Raw genomic sequence first — 24,982 nt, 5'->3', positions numbered from 1 at the left:
CCTGGCCGCCTGGCAACATGGGTGCGCCGTTGATGGGCATTGCGGCGCACCTTTGTTTTTCATGGACGTGGATTGCGGACGACAGGGTGAAACATGCGCAGCATCGTGCTCTCAAGTGGCGGTCCGACCGGGTTCAGGCAGCGGCTGAATCACCTCATTTGGCGCTTGATCCAGGTGTTGCCGGACCGCAGCTTTGTTTCCCTCAAATTTTTCTCGATTGGCGGCCGCTTTCCGAACCTGGATGCGCCGAGAAACTTCACCGACAAGGTGCAGGTTCGAAAGCTCTATGACCGCGATCCCCGCTTTCCCGTCATGGTCGACAAGCACGCGGTCAAGAAGTTCGTCCGCGAGCGGGTTGGTGAGGACTATGTCATAGGGACACTCTGGGTCGGACGGGATCTTTCCGAGGTTGACTGGACAACGATCCGGCTGCCGGTCGTTGTGAAGCCGACACACGGCAGCGGTCAGGGCGTTTTTCTGGAAAAACAGGCAGATATAAAAACGCTGCTCGAAAGCGACCTTCCTGACAAATGGCTGGAAACCAGGCACTATCGTCATAACCGTGAATGGGCATACGGAGAATTTGAACCGAAACTGATCATCGAGGAAATGCTTCAAGGCGCGACGGATGCGCCGGATGACTACCGCTTCTTCGTGTTTTCCGGAAAAGTCCGCCTGATTGCCGTCCGATTGCGGCGGAAGGGCGTTTCCTATGAGGCGTTTTTTTCTCCCGACGGTATCCGTCTTGACCTGCAGACCGGGTATCGAACACCAGCTTCCGGTGATGTCGAACTGCCTGCGAGCCTTGCAAGAATGATCCGGGTTGCCGAGCAGGTGGCGTGTGACACCGATTTCGTGCGTGTCGATCTTTATGCATTGGAGGACCGTGTTTTCGTCGGTGAACTGACGCTTTATCCGGGCGGTGGATTTCCGGGCTGTGTTCCGGATGCCTGGGATCGAAAACTTGGCGACATGTGGGATCTGCGCGCAAGGCCTCCTGCACGAAGATAGCTGCTTTCAGGGTGCCGGAACCGGAATACTTCACGCGCGCCGCATGAGCGCTGGGGCGTACTCCAAATCTGCCCGGCCGCGTTTTCGAACTGCTCCGACACCGGGACAGCACAGACCGGGCCGGGTTTCCGTGTTCGATCTGCCTCACTGGCATGCTGTCCACCCCGGTGTCCGTCGCGCCTTCCGACCTGTTTCGGCGACATGCGTCACTTCGCGGGCCCGCGCAATCGCGCCCGACACTTGTCAGGCCGGGTCTGCGTCGTTAATGAACCTATCTGTGAGGTGCCGGAAACCCGGCCAGGCAGAGCGAGGGCCGAAATGACGGACTATAGTCAGTCCCGCCGCAAGATGGTGGACAACCAGCTGCGGACCAACGATGTGACCGATCACCGGATCCTGGACGCCATGGAAGATGTGCCCAGGGAAAATTTCGTACCGGCCTCCAGGAAGTCGGTGGCCTATATCGACGAAGACATTCCGGTCGGGTCGGACGAGGGTGGCCGCGTTCTGATGAAGCCTCACATTTTCGGAAAACTGCTTCAGCTTGCCGACATCCGCGCTGACCATATCGTGCTCATCGTCGGGGCTGGCACCGGTTACAGCTCGGCAGTGATCGCGAAGCTCGCCGCGTCCGTCGTCGCGCTCGAGGAAGACGAGGCCCTTTTCGGCGCAGCCTCCGAATCGCTGGTCGAACTCGGCATCGAGAATGCCGTGGTGGTCGATGGGCCGCTGAGCGAAGGATTCGCCGCCGAGGGTCCTTACGATATCGTTTTTGTCGATGGGGCCGTGGAGGTTCTGCCCGAGACACTCACCAAACAGCTGAAATCATCCGGCCGTCTAGTGGTGATCGAAGGGCAGGGCGGTGCCGGTGTCGCACGGCTCTACCAGAAGTCCGGAGAAGCGGTGAGCAGCCGATTCGGGTTCAACGCGTCGGTCAGTCTTCTGCCGGGCTTTGCCAAATCCGAGGAATTCGTTTTTTAACGAATTGGTAACCAGCTTGAACCAGTCTTCACTGCAAGATGGTGGGTTTTGCAATGCGGCGAATGGCTTATCCCGGTTTCGGGTTTGTTGCCTGAATGCCGCAGTCTCTGAAAAACGGATATAATCCGTCGCAATCGGTTGAAGAGTAACGTTCTTCGGTTTACTCAACTATCCTATATGTCGTGATCCGGAAGGAGCGTTGGGTGTCGTGTCGTTCAACATTTAAGGCAGCTACCATTGGGTTTGTGCTGATGGGCGGGGTTGCTGCCGTTTCGTTGACCGGAATTGCAGTATCTCCTGCAAAGGCTGAGACGATCTGGCAGTCGCTCGCATTGGCTTATGCCAACAATCCGAGTTTGAATGCTGCAAGAGCGTCGTTGCGAAGCGCGGACGAAGGTGTTCCTCAGGCCCTTGCGGGTTGGCGCCCGACCGTGTCCTTGGGAGCAAGCATCGGCAGGACCTGGGAAGATTCGGGTTCGCGAAACCTGGCAGCAGTGCAGAACAATGCCTCCATCTCCTTGACGGTGAGCCAGACGGTGTTTGCCGGTTTTCGGACCGTGAACTCGGTTCGCCAGGCGGAAGCGATCGTTCGCGCGCAGCGGGAAAGCCTTATATCGACCGAGCAGGACACATTGCTGTCGGCTGCAACGGCTTATGTGAACGTCATTCAGGACACCGCGCTTGTGTCGCTTCAGCGAAGCGATCTGGCCTTCCTCCAGGAACAGGTGCGCGCCGCGCGCGACCGGTTTGATGTCGGCGAAGGAACGCGGACGGACGTAAGCCAGGCGGAAGCACGTGCCGCCGAAGCACAGGCGAGCCTGAACTCGGCGCTCGCGAACCTGAACGCAAGCCGCGCCGTCTACCGTCAGGTGATCGGCATTGAGGCGAAGAACCTGTCCGCCGACACCGGCATTGCCAAGTACGTTCCGAAGTCACTCGATTCCGCATTGAAGACGAGCGAGGTCAAGCAACCGCTCATCCGGCAGGCCCAGCATCTGGTGGATGCCGCGATTTTCAGCGTGAAGGCGATCGAGGGCCAAAGGTTGCCGACCGTGACGGTTGACGGTTCCCTGAGCCGGAGTGTCAACCCGAGCACGTTTTTCGCGGAGAACACCGACTCCGCATCCATCAACGGTAGCGTGAGCATTCCGCTCTATCAGGCAGGGTCGGTTTCTTCCTCGATCCGTCAGGCAAAGGAATCACTGGGCGAGACGCGGCTGCAGCTGGACGTGACCCGTGACCAGATCCGGGCGAACGTGATCTCTGCCTGGGGGAACTATCAGGCCGCCGAAGCATCGATCGTGGCAGCCCAGGCAGCCGTCGAAGCCTCGCAACTGGCGCTTGAAGGCGTGATCGAGGAACAGCGTGTCGGCCAGCGGACGACACTGGATGTTCTGGACGCCCAGCGCGAACTCGTGACCCAGCAGTCAAATCTGGTGCAGGCACAGGCCAACCGCATCGTCAGCGGTTATCAGCTTGTCTCGTCGATTGGCGGACTCAGTGCGACCGATCTGGGTCTGCGCGTGCAGATCTACGATCCGACCCAGCATTACAAGGCGGTTCGGGGCAAATGGTTCGGTTCGAGAACGCCTGACGGCCGCTGAACAAACCAGACAAGATTCATGAACGGCTGGAAACCCAGGTTTCCGGCCGTTTTTCTGTTTGAAGGCGCGCACTACTCGCGTGTTCTGCTCATGTCGCTGCGATATCCGGCGTGATGCATACCGGACTTATGAGGGGATAAGGCAAACGGAACACACGCGTTTGCTTTGCGGGTGTGTCTTCCAGACGCATAATTTCGATTAACGAATCATTTGCGACGCCGAATGTGCTGCAGCGCGGACGAAGTACACGGGGGAAGTCATGGCAGAGGCGAAAAAGGCCGACGAGCCGTCGATGGAGGAGATCCTCTCATCGATCCGCCGTATCATTTCCGACGAAGATGCACAGGGAGACGCCGGCAGCGAAGAAAGTGAAACCGAACAGCCTGATACTCCAGTAGAAGAAGCGGTAGAAGATATGGGCGACGCTGCCGAAATGTCACAGGACGATCTCGACAAGCTGTTCGACGTCGAGCCGAGCAGCAGCGGCGGCGGAGACAGTGCGTCCGAGGATGAGGCCGACGACATGGCCGCGGCAATGGAAGCCGATGCCGCGGAAGACGAAGGCGAAGACGATGTTCTGGAGCTGACCGAGGAACTTGCGGTACCGGACGACATGGAAATGGTTGAAGGTCTCGCGGAAGACTTCGACAGTCCGGGCGGTGACTTGTCGTTCGCGGAGGCATCCGAAGCGCCTGCAGCGCCCGCGCCGATACCTCCGTCCTCAATGGACACGTCGCCCGTTCCCGATGATCTGCCGGATGTCGCGGCCGACGCCTTCCTGACCTCCGACAACACCGGCGATGCGGTGCATGCCGCATTCGACAACCTGTCGAACATGTTTGTCGGATCGCAGGCGCAGACGGTTGAAGAACTAGTCAAGGAAATGCTGAGACCGATGCTGAAAGCATGGTTGGACCAGAACCTGCCGGGAATGGTTGAGCAGATGGTTCAGAAGGAAATCCAGCGCGTGACGCGCCGCCGCTGACGTGGGTCCTGACCCTACCGCCGGCTTGGCTTCCTGCCCGGTTCCAGACGGCATCCCCGGTAGTTTTTCGCCGCAATGGACGAACACATTGTTTGCCATTCGCAGCCCGCGCAGGCTGTGCGGAACATGCCGTCTGCGTAGGCGTCGCGCAACGCCTCGATCTGCGCGTGGGTGAGACTGAACTTCTGGCCCGGTTCGATATCAAGCTCCAGCAACTCATGGATGCGCCGTGACGCGATATCGTCACGGTCCCTGATGCTTTCCTGGTGGCAGTGATGGTCGGCCTCGGCGAGCATCGGACGGCAGATATCATCGGGGCCATCCACGATTTCAAGTTCTTCGCCTGAATTCAGCCGGTCCACGATGTGCGTGTAGTTGCGCACGAAGGGGGCCGTATATCCCTTTCCCAGAAATGTCAGCATGCAAAGAAAGTGATGGGGGCGGATCCGGATCGTCATGGCCGGTTTATGACAGTAAATCCGATTTGACCCAAGTCCTGGAAGTTCAGCGCGCGCAAAGATTCCTCAAGGCTTCGTATCCTTGCCGCAATCAACGCATAACCGGTTGACTTGCGCGGACGCTTCCGATTTACACGGGGGCTCACGAATTTCGACAGACATCTTCCCTTCGAGTGACCCTGATGCTTGAAAAGACCTACGATGCGGCCAGCGTTGAGCCGCGGATTTACGAAACCTGGGAAAAGGCGGAGGCCTTCAAGGCCGGAGCGGGTGCCAAGGATGGCGCACCGGCCTTCTCGATCGTGATTCCGCCGCCGAACGTGACCGGTTCGCTTCACATGGGTCATGCCCTCAACAACACGCTGCAGGACATTCTTGTCCGCTGGAAGCGGATGCAGGGGTTCGATGTCCTGTGGCAGCCGGGCACCGATCACGCCGGCATCGCGACGCAGATGGTCGTCGAGCGCGAACTCATGGAAACCCAACAGCCCGGCCGCCGCGAAATGGGTCGTGACGCGTTCGTCGAGCGCGTCTGGGAGCAGAAGCGGAAGTCCGAAGGCACGATCCTCGGCCAGTTGAAGCGCCTGGGCGCGTCCTGCGATTGGAGCAGGACCGAGTTCACCATGTCGCCCAATCTGTCCGCGGCGGTGCTCAAGGTCTTTGTCGATCTCTACAACGAAGGCCTGATCTATCGCTCCAAGCGCCTGGTGAACTGGGATCCCAAGTTCGAAACGGCGATTTCCGATCTTGAAGTCGAGAACATCGAGACCGACGGCCACATGTGGCACTTCAAGTATCCGCTGGCCGGCGGCGAGACATATGAATATGTCGAGAAGGACGAGGACGGGAACATCACCCTCCGCGAGATCCGGGACTACATCTCGATTGCGACCACGCGTCCCGAGACGATGCTCGGTGACGGTGCCGTCGCGGTTCATCCGGGCGACACCCGTTACGCCCCGATTGTCGGCAAGCTGTGTGAAATCCCGGTCGGGCCGAAGGAACATCGCCGGCTCATCCCGATCATCACCGATGACTATCCCGATCCGGACTTCGGCTCGGGTGCGGTGAAGATCACCGGCGCGCATGATTTCAACGACTATGGTGTCGCCCAGCGGAACAGGATCCCGATGTACCGTCTCATGGACACCAAGGGCGCGATGCGTTCCGACGGTGCTCCTTATGTCGAGGAAGCGGCGAAAGCGCAGTCGATCATCGACGGGGCCGAGATGACCGTCAACGAGGTCGACGAGATCAACATCGTGCCGGACGACTTGCGCGGCCTTGACCGGTTTGAAGCGAGAAAACGTGTCATCGAACAGATCACGGCGGAAGGCCTTGCGGTCATGGTTCCGGCGGATCATCCCGAGGTTGCCTGGATGAAGGGCCAGGCACCGGACTGGCACCCGCAGGGGCGGGCCATCGTTCGTGCGCTCGGCAAAGAGGAAACCGGACCCTCCGAATTGCCGATGGTCGAAGCCAAGAAGATCATGCAGCCGTTCGGCGATCGCTCGAAGGTCGTCATCGAGCCGATGCTGACCGACCAGTGGTTCGTCGACGCAAAGACTTTGGCAGCCCCGGCGCTGAAGGCCGTTCAGGACGGCAATACGAAATTCGTTCCGGAGAACTGGGACAAGACCTACTACAACTGGCTGAACGACATACAGCCCTGGTGTATTTCGCGTCAGCTCTGGTGGGGACACCAGATCCCGGTCTGGTATGACGAAGACGGCAACGAGTACTGCGCGGCAACCGAAGAAGAGGCCGTTGCGAAAGCCGGCGGCAAGGCGCTCTCGCGTGACGAAGACGTTCTCGACACGTGGTTCTCATCCGCGCTCTGGCCTTTCTCGACACTGGGGTGGCCGCACGAGACGCCCGAACTGGAGCGGTACTACAAGACCGACGTTCTGGTCACCGGCTTCGACATCATTTTCTTCTGGGTGGCCCGCATGATGATGCAGGGCATTCATTTCATGAAGGAAGTCCCGTTCCACACGGTCTATATCAATTCGATCGTCGTCGACAAGAACGGGAAGAAGATGTCGAAATCGCTCGGCAACGTTCTCGATCCGCTCGAACTGATCGACAGCTACGGTGCGGACGCGACCCGGTTTGCGCTTGCAAGCCAGGAAGTACAGTCGCGCCGGACGCTGCGAATGTCAGACCAGGCGGCGGAAGGCGGCCAGCGTTTTGCGACGAAGCTCTGGAACGCGTCCCGTTTTGCCGAAATGAACGGCTGCGCGCGCGTCACGGGTTTTGATCCCACGGCCACGAAGCACACGCTCAATCGCTGGATCGCCACCGAAATGGGACGCTGCATCGCGGAAGTGACCGCGGCGCTTGAGGATTACCGGTTCAATGATGCGGCCGGTGCGGTCTACAAGTTCACCTGGAACAGTTTCTGCGACTGGTTCCTGGAGCTTGCCAAACCGATCTTCAACGGTGACGACGAAGACGCCAAGACTGAAACCCGGGCGACGACGGCATGGGCGATCGACGAGATCCTGAAGGTCCTGCATCCCTTCATGCCGTTCCTCACTGAGGAATTGTGGGAACGCCTTGGCGAAGAGGGACACGCTGCCGGGGACTTGCTGATGCTCACGGCCTGGCCGGAGGCGAAGGTCTCGGACGAAACGGCTGCCGCGGAAATCAACTGGCTGGTCAACCTGATTTCGGAGATCCGCTCGGTGCGTGCGGAAATGAACGTGCCGGCAGGTGCCAAGGTTGCCGTCGTGATCACGGGAGCGAGTGAAGAAACCAGGGGGCGTCTGTCCACCCACGAATCCGCCGTACTTCGTCTGGCACGGGCTGAAAGGGTTGACCTCGCGGATGCGGCTCCGAAGGGCGCCGCGCAGATCATTGTCGGGGAAGCGACGGTGTGCCTGCCACTTGCCGGCGTCATTGACCTCGGCGCCGAGAAAGCGCGTCTTGAGAAGGAAGTCGGCAAGCTGGACGCGGACATTTCCAAGATCGAGAAGAAGCTTTCCAATCCGAAATTCGTCGAAAAGGCCCCGGCTGACGTTGTCGAGGGAGAGCGTGAAAAGGTGTCCGAATTCACGGAAAAGCGCGCGAAGGTGCAGATCGCACTCGATCGATTGGCGGAGATCGGCTGATGCCGGGACGCGGCCCCGGGACGGGTTGTCTTGCCGGGGCCGCAATTCGGTGCTAGCGCCAGCAATCCGGATAAAGCTATTCTAACCCCAGCGACTCAAACACCGATGGCAGACGTGGTCAAAACCTGGAATACAGCAAGACGAGTTTTAGCCGGGGCCGCTTTCGTTGTGTTGGCCCCCCTGGTTTTTCCGGCGTCGGCGCAGACCGAGAAAATTGAAAATCCGGTTGCGGTCTTTTCCGGGCTCGACAAGATCACGGGCCGGATCATTTCGTTCGATGTCTATATTGGCGAAACGGTGCAGTTTGGCGCGCTCCAGGTGACCCCAAGGGTCTGTCATACGCGCCCTCAGACGGAATCGCCCCTGACCACCGGTTTCGTGCAGGTTGACGAGATCACGCTCAACAATGAAGTGCGGCGAATTTTCTCCGGCTGGATGTATGCCGCCAGTCCGGGTCTGCACGCGGTGGAACACGCGGTCTATGATATCTGGCTGACAAACTGCAAGCTTGCGTCAACGGTTCCGCCGCCCGAAGACTACGACGGGCCGCCGATCCAGGGCGTCGTTGCAGATGGTGAGGATCCGCTCGCCGGACCCGATGATGGCGTTGAGTCCGGACCCGGCATCCCGCGGAAAAAGCCGTTTCAGGGCTGAGGCTCGAAATTCACGTGATCTTTCGCGGCGCGTAACCGGGCTGTCTCAGCTCAAAGCCGACCTTGCTGCGCTTGAAGCCCATGTTCTCGTAGAACCCGTGTGCGGTCCGGTTGCCTGAACCGGACATCAGCATGATCTTGAAGCAGCCGGCCTCCCAGGACAGGTCGATTGCCGCCTTCATCACCCGTTTGCCTATACCTTTGCCCCGGCACGATGTCAGCGTGACCACGTTTTCCACAAGAGCGTAGGGCGCGCAGGCGCGGGTGAGGTTGGGCACGATCACGAGCGTCAGCGTCGCGACCGGCTTGCCATCAAGGAATGCAAGCAGAATTGTTAGTCCGGGTTGCGCGAGCATCCGTGTATAGGTCTGTTCCTGTGCGGATGCTTCGGCCTTGAGATCGTCCGGATTGAGATCGTGGTAAAGCGACAGGAGGTCGGGAAGGTCCGATGTGGTCGCTGCGCGGATCAAAAGATCTTCAGACATGAAAAAAGCCCGCCGATCCGGCGGGCTCCTCCAAAACAAGGTCAGTCGATATCGACGTAGTCCTCTGGTGTCAGACCGAGCCGCCCGTCGACATAGGTGCCGCAACGCTCAAGCAGTTCGTCCATGTCGTTTTCGAAGAAGTGGTTTGCGCCCGGGATTGTCTCGTGGTCGATCACGATCCCCTTTTGCGTCTTCAGCTTGTCGACGAGGGTCTGGACATCCTTCTGGGGCACGACCTTGTCGTTGTCGCCGTGAACGATCAGTCCTGACGAGGGGCAGGGGGCCAGGAACGAAAAGTCATGCAGGTTTGCCGGCGGCGCAACGGAGATGAAACCCTCGACCTCCGGGCGGCGCATCAGAAGCTGCATGCCGATCCAGGCACCGAAGGAGAATCCGCCGATCCAGCAGGCGCGCGCGTCCGGATGCACGGTCTGGACCCAGTCGAGTGCCGCTGCCGCATCGGACAATTCACCCTGACCATGATCGAAGGTGCCCTGAGACCGGCCCACGCCGCGGAAATTGAAGCGCAAAACCGCAAAACCGCGCCGTGCGAACATGTAGTACATCTGGTAGACGATCTGGTTGTTCATCGTCCCACCGAATTGCGGGTGAAGGTGCAGAACCAGTGCGATGGGGGCGTTGCGTTTTTTCGCGGGGTGGAACCGGCCCTCGAGCCGGCCGGCGGGACCGTTGAAGATCACCTCAGGCATGAAGCGCTATGTCCTTGTCATATTGTCGCGCCGAGACGGGAGGCGCTGAAATTTCGATTCTGTATACGTGATTTCCCGTAAGACTAAACTTGACTCTTTGCCTCCGAGTTTCTAGAACCTTGTTTAGAATTATTCGAAAGTTCGCATCATCCGCCAATGGCAGGCAACACTCGGTTCGACCGGTTGGGGGGTGTTATCGTCATCACAGAGAAAAATTTCAAGTTTTTCGAACATGTGTCTGGCAATAAAGCGGAATTTCGTCGCCGTCAAACTTGTCGATCCTGGCTTTTGAGGTCTCATGCCGCGTCTATCGGCCCCGATCTATCTCGATTACAACGCTGGTGCGCCGCTGCGCCCCGGCGCGCGGGACGCCGTGATCGAGGTTTTGAAGGACACGGGCAACGCCTCCTCGGTGCACGCGAACGGCCGCAGGGCACGCGGCAGGGTTGAGGCGGCCAGGGACGGTGTTGCGCGGTTGTGCGGCACCGGCGCACGGTCGGTGACGTTCGTTTCCGGCGGTACGGAAGCGAACATGACCGCTTTGTCCCGCGTGTGGCAGGACGGCGGCAACCCGGTCTATCTGGACAAGCTTTTCATCAGCGCTGTTGAACACCCCTCGGTGATGACGGGTGGCCGGTTCGCCGTGGCGGATCAGGTGATCGTCCCGGTTGACGGCGACGGCGTCATTCGTCTCGACGCGCTCAGGCAATCCATTGAAGGTGCCGAGCCTGGCCTTGTTTCCGTGATGGCCGCCAACAATGAAACCGGCGTCATTCAGCCGCTCGCAGAAATTGGCGCGATCGCGCAAGAAAACGGACATTTTTTCCACGTGGATGCCGTTCAGGCCGCCGGCCGCATCCAGATCGACATGGAAGGCTGGCAGGCCGATGCAATCACTTTGTCCGCGCACAAGTTCGGCGGGCCGCAGGGCATCGGCGCGATCGTATCGAGGTCGACGTCCAGGTCGCCCGCTCCACTGATGATCGGTGGAGGCCAGGAGAATTGGCGCCGGGGCGGAACGGAGAATGTTGCGGCAATCGCGGCGTTCGGTCATGCGGCGGAAGACGCGCAGTCGGACCTGGATGCCGTCAGGCATCTGCAGGACTTGAAATCAAGGCTCGAAGCCGGATTGAAATCGGTCTGCCAAGACACAGTTATCTTTGGCGAGGGTGCCGACCGGCTGGCAAACACAACCTGTTTTGCCGTTCGGGACCTTCCTGCCGAGACTGCGCTGATCGCTTTGGATCTTGAGCGCGTATCAGTTTCATCCGGGTCGGCTTGTTCGTCGGGAAAGGTATCCGTATCGCACGTGCTGACCGCAATGGGAGTGGACGAGGCGCTGGCGCGATGTGCGATCCGTGTGAGCATGGGCTGGGACACCCGGCCTGAGGAGATCGACGCATTTCTGGAGCTCTGGCCGGCGGTCGTCGACAGGCTCAACCCGAAGGCGCGCAGCAGGGCTGCGTGACGCGGTAATCCGGCGGGAGACCGCCAATGCTATGGCCGGAACGCACCAGGCGGTCCGGTGTGTGTTCAAGACGCGGACAAGGTCCGCCAGATGGAGGCAAGGGATGCCAGCTGTACAGGAAACCATCGATCAGGTGAAAGCTATCGATGTTGACCAGTATAAATACGGCTTTGTGACCGACATTGAGTCGGAAAAAGGCGCCAAGGGTCTTTCCGAGGAAACAATCCGGTTTCTGTCCGCGAAGAAGAACGAACCCGAATGGATGACGGAATGGCGCCTGGATGCGCTGCGCCGGTTCCAGCAGATGGACGAGCCGGACTGGGCACGCGTCTCGTATCCCAAGATCGATTTCGACGACCTTTATTACTGGGCCGCTCCGAAGTCCGTGGAAGGTCCGAAAAGCCTCGACGAGGTCGATCCGGAACTCCTGGCGACCTATGAGAAGCTCGGCATCCCGCTTGCGGAGCAGGAAATCCTGGCCGGCGTCGAGCCGAAGAACCGCGTTGCCGTCGACGCCGTCTTCGATTCCGTCTCCGTCGTCACGACCTTCAAGGAAGAATTGAAGAAGGCCGGCGTCATCTTCTGCTCCATTTCCGAGGCGGTGCGTGAATATCCGGATCTGGTCAAGAAATATCTCGGCTCCGTGGTACCGGTGACCGACAATTATTACGCCACGCTGAACTCCGCCGTGTTCTCCGACGGGTCCTTCGTCTACATCCCGGAGGGCGTCCGCTGCCCGATGGAACTGTCGACCTATTTCCGCATCAACGAGCAGAACACCGGCCAGTTCGAACGCACTCTGATCATTGCCGAAAAGGGTTCCTACGTTTCCTATCTGGAAGGCTGCACCGCGCCGCAACGCGATGAAAATCAGCTGCATGCGGCTGTTGTCGAACTGGTTGCGCTGGACGATGCCGAGATCAAGTATTCAACCGTCCAGAACTGGTTCCCCGGCGACAAGGACGGCAAGGGTGGCATCTACAATTTCGTCACCAAGCGTGGCGATTGCCGAGGCAAGAACTCCAAGATCTCCTGGACGCAGGTGGAGACCGGGTCCGCGATCACCTGGAAATATCCGTCCTGTATCCTGCGCGGTGAGAATTCGCGCGGCGAGTTCTACTCCATTGCCGTTTCCAACGGTTACCAGCAGGTGGACAGCGGCACCAAGATGATCCACCTGGGCAAGAACTCGTCCAGCCGGATCATCTCCAAGGGCATTTCCGCCGGCCGGTCGCAGAACACCTATCGCGGTCTCGTCTCCGCGCACAGGAAGGCGTCGAACGCGCGCAACTTCACGCAATGCGACTCTCTGCTGATCGGTCAGGACTGCGGTGCGCACACCGTTCCCTACATCGAAAGCAAGAACGCGTCCGCACAGTTCGAGCACGAGGCGACCACCTCGAAGATCTCGGACGACCAGATGTTCTACTGCCTGCAGCGCGGGCTGTCGGAGGAAGAGGCGGTTGCTTTGATCGTCAACGGCTTTGTCAAGGACGTCATCCAGCAGTTGCCGATGGAATTTGCCGTTGAGGCACAGAAGCTGATCTCGATCAGCCTGGAAGGATCGGTGGGCTGAGGCTCCATCAACCCGAATGTGATTGTTTGGGCTGCTTTGCCCGCTGAATAACGAGGAAATATCTCATGCTTGAGATCAAGAACCTTCACGCCCGCATCGCGGAAGACGAAACGGAAATCCTGCGCGGGGTCGATCTGACCGTGAAAGCGGGCGAAGTGCACGCCATCATGGGTCCCAACGGTTCCGGCAAGTCGACGCTATCCTATGTTCTGGCCGGCAAGGAAGACTACGAAATCACCGAGGGCGAAGTGCTCTTCAACGGCGAGAACATGCTGGAAATGGAACCGGATGAGCGGGCAGCGGCCGGCATGTTCCTGGCGTTCCAGTACCCGATCGAAATTCCGGGCGTCGCCACCATGGAATTCCTGAAGACCGCCATGAACGCACAGCGCAAGGCGCGCGGTGAGGACGTTCTCTCCATCCCGGACTTCATGAAGCGCGTGAAGGCGGCGGCAAGCCACCTCAACGTTTCCATGGACATGCTGAAGCGTCCGCTCAATGTCGGCTTTTCGGGTGGCGAGAAGAAACGCGCCGAAATCCTGCAGATGTCTCTGCTGGAACCGAAGCTGTGCGTGCTCGATGAAACCGACTCCGGTCTCGACATCGATGCGCTGCGGATCGTGTCCGAAGGCGTCAACAAGCTTCGTGGGCCGGAGCGGGCCATGGTCGTCATCACGCACTACCAACGTCTGCTTGATCACATCGTGCCGGACGTCGTCCACGTTCTGTCCAAGGGCCGGATCGTCAAGACCGGTGACAAGGATCTGGCGCTCGAGCTGGAGAAGAACGGCTACGCAGACTACGTTGACGCAGCGGCTTGAGGGAAGAAACCGACATGAACGCCAGCATGCCTATCAGACACACTCAGGCCGAAAGCGATCTGTTCGAGCGTTTCGAGACTGCGAAACCGGACCTTGCCGGGTCCGTTGCCGTTTCCGCCTTGCGCGAGGCGGCAGTCGACCAGATCAGGGACCGCGGATTGCCGCATCGCCGCGTTGAAGAATACAAGTATTCGGATCTGCGCGCGTTCATGAAGTCCGCTGCGCAGCTTGTTTCGAAGGCCGAGGTTGCCAGCACGAAACAGCTGCTGGCGGACCAGAACCTTTTCGGCGACCTGGAACGTCACCGGATTGTCGTTGCCAACGGATCATTCCTCGCGGAACTGTCCGACGTCGAGGCGCTTTCGGCTGAAGGTGTCACGGTCACCGATCTCAACGACGCGCTTGCCGGTGAACACGGCTCTCAGCTGCTTTCTTCTCCGAAAACCGGACCCAGTGATGGCGTTGTCGCCCTCAACACGGCCTTCGTTCAAGGTGGTGTCGTTGTCGAGGTTGCCGACGGCGCCGAAGTATCGAAGCCGGTCGAGCTTGTCCACGTTGCAACGTCGTCTGGCGCCCAGGTGACCCGGAACAAGGTACGTGTCGGAGCAGGCGGCAATCTGAGGCTGCTGGAAACCTTCATCGGCGAGACCGGCGACGGTGAAGTCAATATGGTGTTCGACTATGACGTGGCGGACAAGGCGTTCCTTGCGGCAACCCGTCTGATCGTCGGGTCGAATGACGCCGCGCGGCTCTTGACCTCGATTGCGACCATTGGCGCGGAAGCGGAATTCAAGTCGCTTGGCTTCATGGCAGGACCGCGCTTTGCGCGCAATCAGCAGTTCGTCAATTTCACCGGCGAAAACTCCGAAGCCAAGATCTACGGCGTCACAATGGCCGGCGGCAGTGACCTGGCGGACCAGACGCTGATCGTTGATCACGCTGTGCCGCATTGCAACAGCCGGGAATTCTTCAAGACCGTGCTCGACGGAAACGCCAGGGGTGTCTACCAGGGCCGGATCAACGTCGCGCAGCATGCGCAGAAGACCGACGGCGAAATGATGACGCAGGCACTGCTTTTGTCGGAAGACGCCGAAATGGCGAACAAGCCCGAACTGGAGATCTTCGCCGATGACGTGCTGTGCGCGCATGGTGCCACCAGTGGCCAGATCGACGAGGACCTTCTGTTCTACCTGCGTGCCCGGGGCATACCGGAAGACGAAGCCAAAACCCTACTCGTTCTTGCCTTTCTCTCGGAGGCGATCGAGGAGTATGGCGAGGACGACGTGACCGAGGGCCTTGAAGCGCGCGTGCGTGACTGGCTTGCCGGTCACTAGACCGCGCCGAAGGCTTTGGAGATAAGGATCAGCGCCGAATGACCGTCGCGACTGCAGAAAAAGAACCCGTGACAACGGGATACGACGTCGAAGCCATCCGCCGGGATTTCCCGATCCTGTCGCGGGAAGTTTACGGCAAGCCACTGGTTTACCTGGACAACGGCGCGTCGGCCCAAAAACCGAACGCGGTGATCGATGCCGTCTCCAAGGCGTATTCGGAAGAATATGCCAATGTGCATCGCGGACTGCACTTCCTGTCGAACACGGCGACGGACAACTACGAGGCAGCGCGCGAAAAGGTGCGCCGTTTCCTGAATGCCAAATCCGTCGATGAGGTCGTCTTCACCAAATCGACCACGGAAGCCATCAACCTGGTGTCCTATGGGCTCGGTCCGGATTTCTTCGGCGAGGGCGACGAGATCGTGCTCTCGATCATGGAGCATCATTCGAACATCGTGCCGTGGCATTTCCATCGTGAACGGCATGGCTCGGTTCTGAAATGGGTGTATGTGCGCGAGGACGGAACGTTTGACCTCGATGCCTTCGTGGACACGTTGACCGACCGGACGAAGCTTGTCGCCATTACGCACATGTCCAATGTTCTCGGGACAGTGGTTCCGATAAAGGAAATCTGCGAGATCGCGCATGAAAGGGGCATTCAGGTTCTGGTTGATGGCAGCCAGGCCGCGGTTCACATGCCCGTCGATGTCCAGGATCTCGGCTGTGACTATTACGTATTCACCGGCCACAAGGTCTACGGTCCTTCGGGAATCGGTGTCCTGTGGGGCAAGCCGGAGCGTTTGAACGCCCTGCGTCCGTTCAACGGCGGCGGCGAAATGATCCTTGATGTCACCGAGGACGTCATCACCTACAACGAGCCGCCGCACAGGTTTGAAGCCGGAACGCCACCGATTGTTCAGGCGATCGGCCTTGGCGCCGCGCTGGACTACATGGACTTGATCGGGCGCGAGAACATTGCGCGCCACGAGTCGGATCTGAAGGACTATGCGCATGAGAAGCTGCGCGAGATCAATTCGTTGAGGATCTTCGGAAATGCCCCGGGCAAGGGCGCCATCGTCTCGTTCGAGGTTCAGGGCGCGCACGCGCACGACGTGGCGACTATCATTGACCGCGCCGGCGTTGCGGTGAGGGCGGGCACCCACTGCGCACAGCCGCTCTTGGCAAGATACGGTGTAACGTCTACATGTCGTGCAAGCTTCGGCCTCTACAACACGCGCGGGGAAGTGGATGCGCTTTATGAGGCCCTGCTGAAGGCACAGAGCTTTTTCGGGTAAGGACGGACCCACGATGGAAAATGCAACAACGATAGATACCGCCGCGGACGGCGCCGAGCTGCAGGCGGAAGTGTCTGCGAAGACGACGATCCCGGAGGCAGAACTCGACCGACTGACGACGGACATCGTCGGCGCCCTGAAATCGGTCTACGATCCGGAAATCCCTTGCGATATCTATGAACTCGGCCTGATCTACAAGGTTGATATCGAAGACGATCGCTCGATCAACATCGATATGACCCTGACCGCGCCGGGCTGTCCGGTGGCCGGGGAAATGCCGGGTTGGGTCGAAAACGCCGTTTCGGCCGTCGCCGGCGTCGGGCCGGTCAACGTCGATATGGTGTTCGATCCGCCCTGGACGCCCGACCGCATGTCGGACGAAGCGAAAGTGGCACTCAACTGGTATTGAGTTCGAAACCTTTTTTCCGATAATCTGAATTCCTATATCAGGTTTCGAACCTTAGAAGCAGATAGAGGACCGAATGGCTTCCGCCGGAAAATTCCAGGTCATGACCATGACCGACAGCGCCGCCGAGCGCGTCAGGGAACTTGTCGAAAACGCCGACAAGGATGCCATCGGGTTGCGCGTCGGGATCAAGAAGGGCGGCTGCGCCGGCATGGAATACACCATGGACCTGGTCGAAGACGCCAAGCCGGGCGATGACGTGATCGAAGACAGGGGCGCAAAGCTCTTCATCGATCCGTCCGCAGTCCTGTTCCTTCTCGGAACGGAGATGGACTTCGAAGTCACGAAATTCCGGTCCGGTTTCGTGTTCAAGAACCCGAATGAAGTTTCCGCCTGCGGCTGCGGTGAATCCGTGTCGCTTCAGGCGGCAGACGAAGGCGCGTTACCCCTCAACTGATCCGGTATCCGGATCAATCTGCGACGAGAATTTCCATGACATTGTTTGAACGGCTCAAGACGCATGCAGCGTCCCAGTGGGCCGACTACACGCGCCATCCCTTTGTCGAACAGCTTGGCAAGGGCGATTTGCCGATCGAGTGTTTCAAGCATTATCTCGTCCAGGACTACCTGTTTCTCATCCAGTTCGCGCGCGCCTATGCACTCGGCGTCTACAAGAGCCCGACGCTTGCCGACATGCGTCACTCGCTTGAAGGGGTGAAGGCGATCCTGGATGTCGAACTGGAGCTTCATATCGAGATTTGCGGCCGCTGGGGAATGGAGCGGCAGGAAATCGAGAACGCACCCGAAGATACGCCGACGATGGCTTACACGCGGTTTGTTCTGGACGCGGGCATGTCCGGCGATCTGCTGGACCTGCAGGCCGCGTTGGCACCGTGCATCCTCGGGTATGCGGAAATAGGCAAACAGTTGCAGCAGGATGGTTGCGACAATCCCGACAATCCGTATCAGCGCTGGATCCAGGAGTATGCCGGTGAAGGCTACCAGGATCTGGCAAGGGGATTCGAGGCCTGGTTCGAGGCAACCTCGGACCTGGTCCTGACGGATCACAGATATCCGCGTGTCCTGTCACTCTTTGAAAAAGCGTGCCGGCTGGAAAGTGATTTCTGGCAGATGGGACTTGACGCGAAAGGATAATCGGTCAGGCAGGTTCGGAAGGGCTCGTCCGCGTGATCAGGAACGCGGGCAGGGCATGTTGCTCGCCGTCAGGCGACGTTTTCGGTAGCCTTTGCGGAGGGCAGGTCCAGTTCGGTCTTGACCAGGTTCCGGCCGGCATTCTTGGCTGCATAGAGAGCCTCGTCGGCACGGGACACGATCGAGTGAGCCGTATCGATCTGGTCGAAGGTTGCAATACCCACCGATATCGTCACGCGCCCGAGATTCTCCCCAGTGGACCGCTTCACCAGTTCCTTCGACATCACCGCGGTTCTGATGCGCTCGCCGATCTCGCCCGCTTCTTCAAGGTTCGACTGAGGCAGGATGATGGAAAATTCCTCGCCGCCATACCGGCAGGCAATGTCCTGTGTCTTGATGTTCTGCTTGACTGCCAGCGCAACGAGACGCAGCACCTGATCGCCGGTCTGGTGCCCGTAGGTGTCATTGAATTTCTTGAAATGATCGATATCCGTCATCAGCAGAGCAAAGCTGCGCTTGCTTTCCTTGGACTGGTCGACGATCTTTTCCAGTGAAACTTCGAAGTGCTTCCGGTTGTTCAGCGTCGTCAACTCGTCCGTGAGGGATTCATAGCGAATCGCCTCGAGCGAGGACTGCAGGTTCTCGATGTGCTTTTTGGACTCCAGCAATTGGCTTTCGAGCTTCCGGTTGGAAGCCACGGCGTTCTGGGTCGATTTCACGAGATGCGTGACGTAGAGCTGCAGTTTCTGAGGGTCGTCCAGCCGCTTGATCTTTTCCCCGGCCTGCTCGAGGGAGCTGCCATAATCGGATGTCGCGTCTGCGCTCAGTTTCAGCGATTCGATGAGTTCTTCGACTTCCCTGGAAACCTTGGTGCCGACTTCATCGAGGCGATCGCCGAGGCGCGTCGGGGACAGGAAACGCCCGTAGAGGTTCAGCATTTCATCGGTGCTGACCCGGCCTTTTTCCTTGATGGTTTCGTTGACGGCCCTGTTGAGACCCTGATTGTAACCAGCCGCATACGTGTACCAGAGCTCATAGGAGCGCGGGTACGCCGGCAACGTGTTTTTTCTTATATATCCGACAGCGGATTCACCATACTTGATGGTCCGGCTATGGTCGTCTTCTTCAGACATAGAACTTCTCTCACCTTGACCCTGCGAATCCGCCCCACACGGTCACAAGATATAGGTTCCAAGTTCTGATGGAAGATTTAAGGAGCGGTTAAGCTTAAGGGAAAACCTTGTGAAAAGTGACGTTACGACGCTTTTTTCGGACGCGGCTCGCGCAGCAGGAAGGCCGGTATGTGGACACCCGCGCTGAAAGCAGGCTCGAGTTTGTCGTTCCTGGATTTTTTGCTCGCGGGTTTTTGCGGAAGTTCCGAAACTGATACCGGGCTCATTGCGTCTTTCTGCTCCTGTCTGCCGTCCGTGTCGGCATCGCGCTGTTTGGACTGCGAACGACGTCTGCCAGACGGCTTTGTCTGAGGGGCGTCGTTGTCATTGCTGGATTCGCTCTTCGAGGTTTTGCCCGATTTGCGGCGCGCCTTGCGCTCCTTGGCGGCTGCCTCGAAATCAATCGGCTCGCCGAGCCAGTCGATCGTCTTGTTGATCAGCGTTTCAATCGCATCGAGATACTTTTTGTCTTCGCCGGTCACGAGTGTGTAGGCGGTCCCGCTGCGGCCCGCGCGTCCCGTCCGGCCGATGCGGTGAACATAGTCTTCCGCATTGATCGGTACGTCGTAATTGAACACGTGGCTTACTTCGGGAATGTCGAGCCCGCGGGCTGCGACATCGCTGGCAACGAGCAGCTTGATGCTGCCTTTCCGGAAATTGTCCAGCATCATCATGCGGGTGCGCTGGTCCATGTCTCCATGAAGGGTGCCGACATTGTATTCGTGACGCTCGAGCGAACGGAACAGTGTCGAAACATCCCGTTTCCGATTGCAGAACACGATCGCGTTCTTGAGCTCCTCTGCACCGTCCAGGAGTTCGCGCAAGGCTGCGCGCTTTTCATAATCCTTGGACGGAGACGCTTTCAGTTGCTGGCTGACATTGTCTGCCGTGGACGACGTCGGAGCAACTTCGATGCGCGCAGGGTTCTGCAGGAAGGTGTCCGTCAGGCGCTGGATTTCCGGCGGCATGGTTGCAGAGAAAAACAGCGTCTGGCGCGTGAACGGGATCAGCTTGCAGATTCGCTCGATATCCGGGATGAAGCCCATGTCCAGCATGCGGTCGGCTTCGTCGATGACCAGGATTTCAACGCCCTGAAGCAGGAGCTTGCCGCGTTCGAAATGGTCCAGAAGCCGTCCGGGTGTCGCGATCAGCACGTCGGTGCCGCGATCAAGTTTCCTGTCCTGCTCGGCAAAGGACACGCCGCCGATCAGCAGCGCCACATTGAGTTTGTGGTTGGTGCCGTATTTCTCGAAATTCTCTTCAACCTGGGCGGCGAGTTCGCGCGTCGGTTCCAGAATGAGCGTCCGTGGCATGCGTGCCCGCGCACGGCCTTTCTCAAGCAGTGTCAGCATGGGCAGCGTGAAGCTGGCCGTCTTGCCGGTCCCGGTCTGCGCAATGCCGAGAATGTCCCGCCGTTCCAGAACCTGCGGGATCGCGCCGGCCTGGATCGCTGTGGGTTCCTTGTAACCTGCTGCGTCAACTGCAGCGAGCACCTTCTCGCTAAGACCGAGAGTATCAAATGACATGGAGCGTTTTGCCCAAATGTTGTGATTGTTAAACGACAGAACGGCGGAGAACCCGGGCGCTATCGTGCGCACACACTACATTCATGCGCTCCGGTGTCAATGCGCCATTGAGGTAAATTTCCAAGAAAATCGAGTATTTCTGAGCAATAATTTTCAACTGAGTTAATAGTGGGGGCAGCTGCACTTGTTTTTCTGCTTCGCGGTGCCTTCACCTGCCGCAATAATTTGCAAAATGATTGCCTGTTTTTGCAACAAAAAATCCACGCCAATCGTGCCGGGAACGTCCCAAATTCTGTGAAAAACCTTATGGAACAACACGTTCGTTTCACATGACGCAAACGCAACAGGCTCTGGTCATCTAGATGTCGAGGTCATCGGCGAATTCGGCGTTCTCCTGAATGAAGCGGAAGCGCGCTTCAGGCTTGTTGCCCATGAGTCTTTCAACCGTATCGTTTGTCGTTCCGATATCCATCTCGTCCACCGCAACCTTCAGCATCGAGCGTTTCGAGGGATCCATCGTGGTTTCCTTGAGCTGCGCCGGCAACATTTCGCCCAGGCCCTTGAACCGGCCGATTTCAACCTTCAACTTTCCCTTGAAGGCTGTCTCCAGCAGTTCATCCTTGTGCGCATCATCGCGCGCATAAAGCGTCTTGCCGCCCTGGCTCAGGCGATAGAGGGGCGGGACGGCGAGGAACAGGTGGCCGCTGCGTATGAGTTCAGGCATTTCGCGGTAGAAGAAGGTGATCAGCAGGGATGCGATGTGCGCACCGTCGACATCCGCATCCGTCATGATCACGATCTTCTCGTAGCGAAGGTCCGCATCCCGGTACTGTGACCGTGTTCCGCAGCCGAGCGCCTGGATCAGGTCCGCCAGTTGCTGGTTGGCAACCAGCTTGTCCCGTCCCGCGTTGGCGACATTAAGGATCTTGCCGCGCAGGGGCAGGACGGCCTGGTTCGAGCGGTTGCGTGCCTGCTTCGCTGAGCCGCCGGCCGAGTCGCCCTCCACGATGAAAAGCTCCGTTCCGTCCGCCTGATTGGCCGAGCAGTCGGCGAGCTTGCCGGGCAGACGCAGTTTCCGCACCGCGGATTTGCGCGCAACGTCCTTTTCCTGCCGGCGCCTCAGGCGCTCGTCGGCGCGGTCGATCACCCACTCAAGCAACTTGTTCGCCTGGTTCGGGGACGCGGTCAACCAGTGATCGAACGCATCGCGCACCGCGGCTTCGGTCACGCGCGTTGCTTCATTGGTGGCGAGCTTGTCTTTTGTCTGTCCGACAAATTCGGGTTCGCGGATGAACACCGACAGCATGCCGCCGGCAGAGGTCATCACGTCGTCGCCGGTGATGATGCTGGCTTTCTTGTTGTTCGTGAGTTCGCCATAGGCCTTCAGGCCGCGCAGCAGCGCATAGCGAAACCCGGCTTCATGCGTTCCGCCTTCAGGCGTGGGCACGGTGTTGCAGTAGGAATTGACGAAGCCATCGCCGGCGAACCAGTTCACGGCCCATTCGACAGAGCCGTGTTTTCCCGTCTTGTCTGTCCGGCCGGCAAAGATTTCATCGACCACGCGGCGTTCACTCGTGAGGCGCTCGGCCAGAAAATCCTTCAGGCCGCCCGGGAAGTGGAACACGGCTTCCGCAGGTGTTGCTTCCTTGCCGTCGATCAGGTCGGGATCACAGTGCCACCTGATCTCGACGCCGCCGAACAGATACGCCTTCGAGCGTGCCATCTTGAGAAGACGGGCGGGTTTGAACCTTGCATTTTTGCCGAAAATTTCTTCGTCCGGTCTGAAGCGCACAAGCGTGCCGCGCCTGTTTTGCGTGTCCCCGACCATCTCGAGCGCCCCTTGTGGGTGCCCCTGGCGGAATGTCTGGCGATAGAGCTTCCGGCTGCGCGCAACCTCGACGACAAGTTCTTCGGAAAGCGCGTTCACCACCGAAACACCAACACCGTGCAGACCGCCGGACGTCTCGTAGACCTTGCTGTCAAACTTTCCGCCCGCGTGAAGCGTCGTCATGATTACTTCAAGGGCGGATTTGTCCTTGAACTTGGGGTGCGGATCAACGGGGATGCCGCGCCCGTTGTCGACGATCGTGAGAGAACCATCCGCCGAAAGCGTCACATCGATCCAGGTTGCGTGTCCGGCAACGGCTTCGTCCATGGAGTTGTCGATGACTTCGGCGAAGAGGTGATGCAGGGCTTTTTCGTCGGTTCCGCCGATATACATGCCCGGCCGGCGCCTGACCGGTTCAAGGCCCTCGAGAACCTCGATGTCGGCCGCTGAATAGTCTTCCGGGTTTGGAACGGCAGCGATTGGGCGCTTTTTTGCGGGCGCGGTTTTCGGGCTGGTGTCGCCGATGGTCGTCGCTCTCGCCGCATTGCCGGCAAATAAATCGTCTTTTGCGCTCATTCCGTCTCGCCTGAAGGGTCACATTCCGAACGGTGTCGGGTCCATGTCGATACCTACACCGAATCACGAACAAGTTTGAAGGACAAATGCAGAACGGCAAAGGATTTTGCCCCAAAGCCCCCGTTTTCAACAGAGACGATCGATTTTGGCCGGTGGAAACCGATCATCAACCCGCTTGTGTTTATCTGGCAACGAAGGACCTGGGGAGCATCCTGTAAATGTGCTGTTTCGGCAACACTCCTCGACAGAGTCACGGTTGTGAGCCTGGAAAATCAAAGTTGCCCATGTTCAGCCATGTTTGGGCAGCAACCGTTACGCTAAGTTCGGTTGTCCGGAAAACGATGCATGCATTGTTCTTTGAGCAATCGCTAACGGAAGAAACCCGCAAATCGTCTTATTTGAGCCAACAATGGCCAAACTTAAGCCGAATTGCTTGGCCAGTTTGGACACCTCAAAAAGAAACCGTCCGGGCATGAGGGCGGAACGAAGAGACAGGAAATGCGCGAGGCGCGAACAACATTAAAAGCCGTCGAGAACGAACGGCCTGCCGCTCGACTTCGGCTTGGCGGTTATCTCGAGTCTTGTGGGCGCGGCTGGTTTCCACTGCTTAAGGGCATTGGAAGACAAGGCCTGCTGTGCGCTGCGCTGTGCCTTGGACTGGGCGGTGCGGCAGCCGCATTCGACGGTCAATCCAGTTCCGACGTGACGATTGGCGGTGAAACCCTGTCGCCTTCGGAAGCCTTGCGTGCAGGCGCGCGGCAATACTATTCGGGCGACAAGGCAGGCGCGCTCAGTTCGCTGCAATACGCTGCCGAAAACGGACAGCCGATGGCCGCCTGGAAGCTTGGCGAGATGTATGCCAAGGGGGATGGCGTTCAGGAAGACGACCTGAAGGCATTCCAGTATTACAGCCAGATCGTGCGTGAACATGGCGATGACAGTCCGAGTGCGCCCGACGCACCGTTCGTGTCCAGCGCGTTCGTTGCACTCGGCTCTTACTACCTTGATGGCATCGAAGGATCCGTTCCGAAGAACGAACTGCGTGCACGCCAGATTTTCACGCATGCAGCGTCCTATTTCGGTGACGCCGATGCCCAGTACCAATTGGGACGCATGTACCAGGACAACAATCATCGCATGGCCGTGCGGTGGTACAATCTCGCTGCCCTGAAAGGCCATGTGGGGGCGCAGGCGAGACTGGGTGAAACGCTCTACACGATCGGCACCTCCGAGAAGAAAAAAGCGCGTGGCCTCATGTGGCTCACCGTTGCCAGGGAGCAGGCGGACGGCGCGGACGCCGTCTGGATCAACGCAATGCACGAGCAGTATTTCGCGGTATCCCCGGAACCCGTTCGGGAAAAGGCACGTTCGCTCGCCGATGGCTGGATCCAGCAGAACCGTCCGGACATGCTGACCGCGCAGCAGCTCAAAACCCAGTAATTCAATGAAATTGGAGTGAAGACCGCGCCCGGATCAATCGGGCGTATCAGCCCAGTTCCTCGCGCGCACCATCGATCCTTTCGGACGTGGTTCCATCCCGGGGATCAATGACGTCGCCTGTCAGGTTCTTATCGTATTCCAGCGGCAGCATTGAAAGCGGGCAGGGTGCGTTGGTGAATTTCCACGACGTGTTGTTCAGGACCATGGAACAGGTCGCCATCTTCATCCCGTTCGGGCTCTTGAGACAGATGGATTCCCCGACACCGTAGTCGGACCCCTTGTACCTGCATGTGCAGCTGATGTTCTGAGCATGCGCGAGAGTGCTCAGGAAAACCACACCGAAACCGGCCAGCAACGCTGACAGTTTCGACGCCCTGGCAAGCGGCAA

The 24,982-nt window shown here is 58.8% G+C and carries 22 protein-coding genes; 15 read left to right on the top strand and 7 right to left on the bottom strand.

Going from position 1 to position 24,982, the window contains the following annotated elements; translation table 11 throughout:
- The first annotated feature begins 93 nt into the window (after window positions 1–93).
- The 4 genes from ACO08A_RS25850 to ACO08A_RS25835 all read left to right on the top strand — a co-directional run bounded on the left by ACO08A_RS25850 (window position 94) and on the right by ACO08A_RS25835 (window position 4,581).
- Complete coding sequence (locus ACO08A_RS25850; protein WP_422038720.1) at window positions 94–1,011, top strand: ATP-grasp fold amidoligase family protein; 918 nt, start codon at window positions 94–96, stop codon at window positions 1,009–1,011.
- Window positions 1,012–1,329: 318 nt separating this feature from the next.
- Window positions 1,330–1,992, top strand: a complete 663-nt coding sequence (locus ACO08A_RS25845; protein WP_422038719.1) for a protein-L-isoaspartate O-methyltransferase family protein — start codon at window positions 1,330–1,332, stop codon at window positions 1,990–1,992.
- Between the two features lie 251 nt (window positions 1,993–2,243).
- Window positions 2,244–3,596, top strand: a complete 1,353-nt coding sequence (locus ACO08A_RS25840; RefSeq protein WP_422038718.1) for a TolC family outer membrane protein — start codon at window positions 2,244–2,246, stop codon at window positions 3,594–3,596.
- Between the two features lie 259 nt (window positions 3,597–3,855).
- Window positions 3,856–4,581, top strand: coding sequence for a PopZ family protein (locus tag ACO08A_RS25835; RefSeq protein ID WP_422038717.1), 726 nt, complete (start codon window positions 3,856–3,858; stop codon window positions 4,579–4,581).
- Between the two features lie 14 nt (window positions 4,582–4,595).
- Here the strand turns inward: ACO08A_RS25835 and ACO08A_RS25830 are convergent, their stop codons facing one another.
- Complete coding sequence (locus ACO08A_RS25830; protein WP_422038716.1) at window positions 4,596–5,039, bottom strand: DUF1284 domain-containing protein; 444 nt, start codon at window positions 5,037–5,039, stop codon at window positions 4,596–4,598.
- A gap of 182 nt (window positions 5,040–5,221) precedes the next feature.
- Here ACO08A_RS25830 and ACO08A_RS25825 point away from each other — a divergent pair, with 182 nt between their 5' ends.
- Window positions 5,222–8,152 carry a valine--tRNA ligase gene (locus ACO08A_RS25825; protein WP_422038715.1) on the top strand — a complete coding sequence of 977 codons (2,931 nt, stop codon included), beginning with the start codon at window positions 5,222–5,224 and terminating at the stop codon, window positions 8,150–8,152.
- A 105-nt stretch (window positions 8,153–8,257) separates the two neighbouring features.
- Window positions 8,258–8,806: a DUF2155 domain-containing protein gene (locus ACO08A_RS25820; protein ID WP_422041818.1), complete on the top strand. Its 549-nt coding sequence runs from the start codon at window positions 8,258–8,260 to the stop codon at window positions 8,804–8,806.
- Window positions 8,807–8,816: 10 nt separating this feature from the next.
- Here ACO08A_RS25820 and ACO08A_RS25815 read toward each other — a convergent pair whose 3' ends face one another.
- Together ACO08A_RS25815 and ACO08A_RS25810 are read right to left on the bottom strand one after the other, a co-directional pair.
- Complete coding sequence (locus tag ACO08A_RS25815) at window positions 8,817–9,290, bottom strand: GNAT family N-acetyltransferase (RefSeq protein ID WP_422038714.1); 474 nt, start codon at window positions 9,288–9,290, stop codon at window positions 8,817–8,819.
- 41 nt (window positions 9,291–9,331) lie between these two features.
- On the bottom strand, window positions 9,332–10,000 hold the full coding sequence (locus ACO08A_RS25810) for an alpha/beta hydrolase (RefSeq protein WP_422038713.1): 669 nt from the start codon (window positions 9,998–10,000) through the stop codon (window positions 9,332–9,334).
- Window positions 10,001–10,298: 298 nt separating this feature from the next.
- On the opposite strand from ACO08A_RS25810, the gene ACO08A_RS25805 reads away from it, so the two are divergent.
- The 8 genes from ACO08A_RS25805 to tenA all read left to right on the top strand — a co-directional run bounded on the left by ACO08A_RS25805 (window position 10,299) and on the right by tenA (window position 18,055).
- Window positions 10,299–11,468 (top strand): cysteine desulfurase family protein, encoded by a 1,170-nt coding sequence (locus ACO08A_RS25805; RefSeq protein ID WP_422038712.1) that lies wholly within the window; start codon window positions 10,299–10,301, stop codon window positions 11,466–11,468.
- A 103-nt stretch (window positions 11,469–11,571) separates the two neighbouring features.
- The gene (sufB, locus tag ACO08A_RS25800; RefSeq protein WP_421982937.1) at window positions 11,572–13,044 is read left to right on the top strand and encodes a Fe-S cluster assembly protein SufB; all 1,473 of its coding nucleotides are present in this window, start codon (window positions 11,572–11,574) and stop codon (window positions 13,042–13,044) included.
- Between the two features lie 65 nt (window positions 13,045–13,109).
- Window positions 13,110–13,865 carry a Fe-S cluster assembly ATPase SufC gene (gene sufC / locus ACO08A_RS25795; protein WP_422038711.1) on the top strand — a complete coding sequence of 252 codons (756 nt, stop codon included), beginning with the start codon at window positions 13,110–13,112 and terminating at the stop codon, window positions 13,863–13,865.
- A gap of 26 nt (window positions 13,866–13,891) precedes the next feature.
- Complete coding sequence (gene sufD / locus ACO08A_RS25790; protein ID WP_422038710.1) at window positions 13,892–15,199, top strand: Fe-S cluster assembly protein SufD; 1,308 nt, start codon at window positions 13,892–13,894, stop codon at window positions 15,197–15,199.
- A gap of 38 nt (window positions 15,200–15,237) precedes the next feature.
- The gene (locus ACO08A_RS25785; protein ID WP_422038709.1) at window positions 15,238–16,494 is read left to right on the top strand and encodes a cysteine desulfurase; all 1,257 of its coding nucleotides are present in this window, start codon (window positions 15,238–15,240) and stop codon (window positions 16,492–16,494) included.
- Window positions 16,495–16,507: 13 nt separating this feature from the next.
- Entirely contained in the window at window positions 16,508–16,903 is a 396-nt protein-coding gene (locus ACO08A_RS25780; RefSeq protein ID WP_319387356.1) for an SUF system Fe-S cluster assembly protein, read from the top strand.
- A gap of 73 nt (window positions 16,904–16,976) precedes the next feature.
- Window positions 16,977–17,357 (top strand): Fe-S cluster assembly scaffold SufA, encoded by a 381-nt coding sequence (sufA, locus tag ACO08A_RS25775; protein WP_422038708.1) that lies wholly within the window; start codon window positions 16,977–16,979, stop codon window positions 17,355–17,357.
- Window positions 17,358–17,392: 35 nt separating this feature from the next.
- Window positions 17,393–18,055, top strand: coding sequence for a thiaminase II (gene tenA / locus ACO08A_RS25770; protein ID WP_422038707.1), 663 nt, complete (start codon window positions 17,393–17,395; stop codon window positions 18,053–18,055).
- Window positions 18,056–18,123: 68 nt separating this feature from the next.
- Here the strand turns inward: tenA and ACO08A_RS25765 are convergent, their stop codons facing one another.
- From ACO08A_RS25765 to parE, 3 genes are all read right to left on the bottom strand, one after another.
- Window positions 18,124–19,185 (bottom strand): GGDEF domain-containing protein, encoded by a 1,062-nt coding sequence (locus ACO08A_RS25765; RefSeq protein WP_422038706.1) that lies wholly within the window; start codon window positions 19,183–19,185, stop codon window positions 18,124–18,126.
- Between the two features lie 122 nt (window positions 19,186–19,307).
- Window positions 19,308–20,750, bottom strand: coding sequence for a DEAD/DEAH box helicase (locus tag ACO08A_RS25760; RefSeq protein ID WP_422038705.1), 1,443 nt, complete (start codon window positions 20,748–20,750; stop codon window positions 19,308–19,310).
- Window positions 20,751–21,108: 358 nt separating this feature from the next.
- Entirely contained in the window at window positions 21,109–23,154 is a 2,046-nt protein-coding gene (gene parE / locus ACO08A_RS25755) for a DNA topoisomerase IV subunit B (RefSeq protein ID WP_422038704.1), read from the bottom strand.
- A 498-nt stretch (window positions 23,155–23,652) separates the two neighbouring features.
- Between parE and ACO08A_RS25750 the strand changes: the two genes are divergently transcribed.
- On the top strand, window positions 23,653–24,594 hold the full coding sequence (locus ACO08A_RS25750; RefSeq protein WP_422038703.1) for a tetratricopeptide repeat protein: 942 nt from the start codon (window positions 23,653–23,655) through the stop codon (window positions 24,592–24,594).
- 46 nt (window positions 24,595–24,640) lie between these two features.
- Here the strand turns inward: ACO08A_RS25750 and ACO08A_RS25745 are convergent, their stop codons facing one another.
- The gene (locus ACO08A_RS25745; protein ID WP_422038702.1) at window positions 24,641–24,982 is read right to left on the bottom strand and encodes a hypothetical protein; all 342 of its coding nucleotides are present in this window, start codon (window positions 24,980–24,982) and stop codon (window positions 24,641–24,643) included.

This window comes from Roseibium sp. (genome assembly GCF_965232425.1).
GTDB lineage: Bacteria > Pseudomonadota > Alphaproteobacteria > Rhizobiales > Stappiaceae > Roseibium.
The sequence above is the reverse complement of the archived record's forward strand: the minus strand, read 5'-3'. Positions and strand labels throughout refer to the sequence as shown.

Bases quoted from the DNA above. Each gene is read 5' to 3' on its own strand.
- ACO08A_RS25850 (WP_422038720.1), top strand. From the start codon at position 94: ATGCGCAGCATCGTGCTCTCAAGTGGCGGTCCGACCGGGTTCAGGCAG.
- ACO08A_RS25845 (WP_422038719.1), top strand. From the start codon at position 1,330: ATGACGGACTATAGTCAGTCCCGCCGCAAGATGGTGGACAACCAGCTG.
- ACO08A_RS25840 (WP_422038718.1), top strand. From the start codon at position 2,244: ATGGGCGGGGTTGCTGCCGTTTCGTTGACCGGAATTGCAGTATCTCCT.
- ACO08A_RS25835 (WP_422038717.1), top strand. From the start codon at position 3,856: ATGGCAGAGGCGAAAAAGGCCGACGAGCCGTCGATGGAGGAGATCCTC.
- ACO08A_RS25830 (WP_422038716.1), bottom strand. From the start codon at position 5,039: ATGACGATCCGGATCCGCCCCCATCACTTTCTTTGCATGCTGACATTT.
- ACO08A_RS25825 (WP_422038715.1), top strand. From the start codon at position 5,222: ATGCTTGAAAAGACCTACGATGCGGCCAGCGTTGAGCCGCGGATTTAC.
- ACO08A_RS25820 (WP_422041818.1), top strand. From the start codon at position 8,258: ATGGCAGACGTGGTCAAAACCTGGAATACAGCAAGACGAGTTTTAGCC.
- ACO08A_RS25815 (WP_422038714.1), bottom strand. From the start codon at position 9,290: ATGTCTGAAGATCTTTTGATCCGCGCAGCGACCACATCGGACCTTCCC.
- ACO08A_RS25810 (WP_422038713.1), bottom strand. From the start codon at position 10,000: ATGCCTGAGGTGATCTTCAACGGTCCCGCCGGCCGGCTCGAGGGCCGG.
- ACO08A_RS25805 (WP_422038712.1), top strand. From the start codon at position 10,299: ATGCCGCGTCTATCGGCCCCGATCTATCTCGATTACAACGCTGGTGCG.
- sufB (WP_421982937.1), top strand. From the start codon at position 11,572: ATGCCAGCTGTACAGGAAACCATCGATCAGGTGAAAGCTATCGATGTT.
- sufC (WP_422038711.1), top strand. From the start codon at position 13,110: ATGCTTGAGATCAAGAACCTTCACGCCCGCATCGCGGAAGACGAAACG.
- sufD (WP_422038710.1), top strand. From the start codon at position 13,892: ATGCCTATCAGACACACTCAGGCCGAAAGCGATCTGTTCGAGCGTTTC.
- ACO08A_RS25785 (WP_422038709.1), top strand. From the start codon at position 15,238: ATGACCGTCGCGACTGCAGAAAAAGAACCCGTGACAACGGGATACGAC.
- ACO08A_RS25780 (WP_319387356.1), top strand. From the start codon at position 16,508: ATGGAAAATGCAACAACGATAGATACCGCCGCGGACGGCGCCGAGCTG.
- sufA (WP_422038708.1), top strand. From the start codon at position 16,977: ATGGCTTCCGCCGGAAAATTCCAGGTCATGACCATGACCGACAGCGCC.
- tenA (WP_422038707.1), top strand. From the start codon at position 17,393: ATGACATTGTTTGAACGGCTCAAGACGCATGCAGCGTCCCAGTGGGCC.
- ACO08A_RS25765 (WP_422038706.1), bottom strand. From the start codon at position 19,185: ATGTCTGAAGAAGACGACCATAGCCGGACCATCAAGTATGGTGAATCC.
- ACO08A_RS25760 (WP_422038705.1), bottom strand. From the start codon at position 20,750: ATGTCATTTGATACTCTCGGTCTTAGCGAGAAGGTGCTCGCTGCAGTT.
- parE (WP_422038704.1), bottom strand. From the start codon at position 23,154: ATGAGCGCAAAAGACGATTTATTTGCCGGCAATGCGGCGAGAGCGACG.
- ACO08A_RS25750 (WP_422038703.1), top strand. From the start codon at position 23,653: ATGCGCGAGGCGCGAACAACATTAAAAGCCGTCGAGAACGAACGGCCT.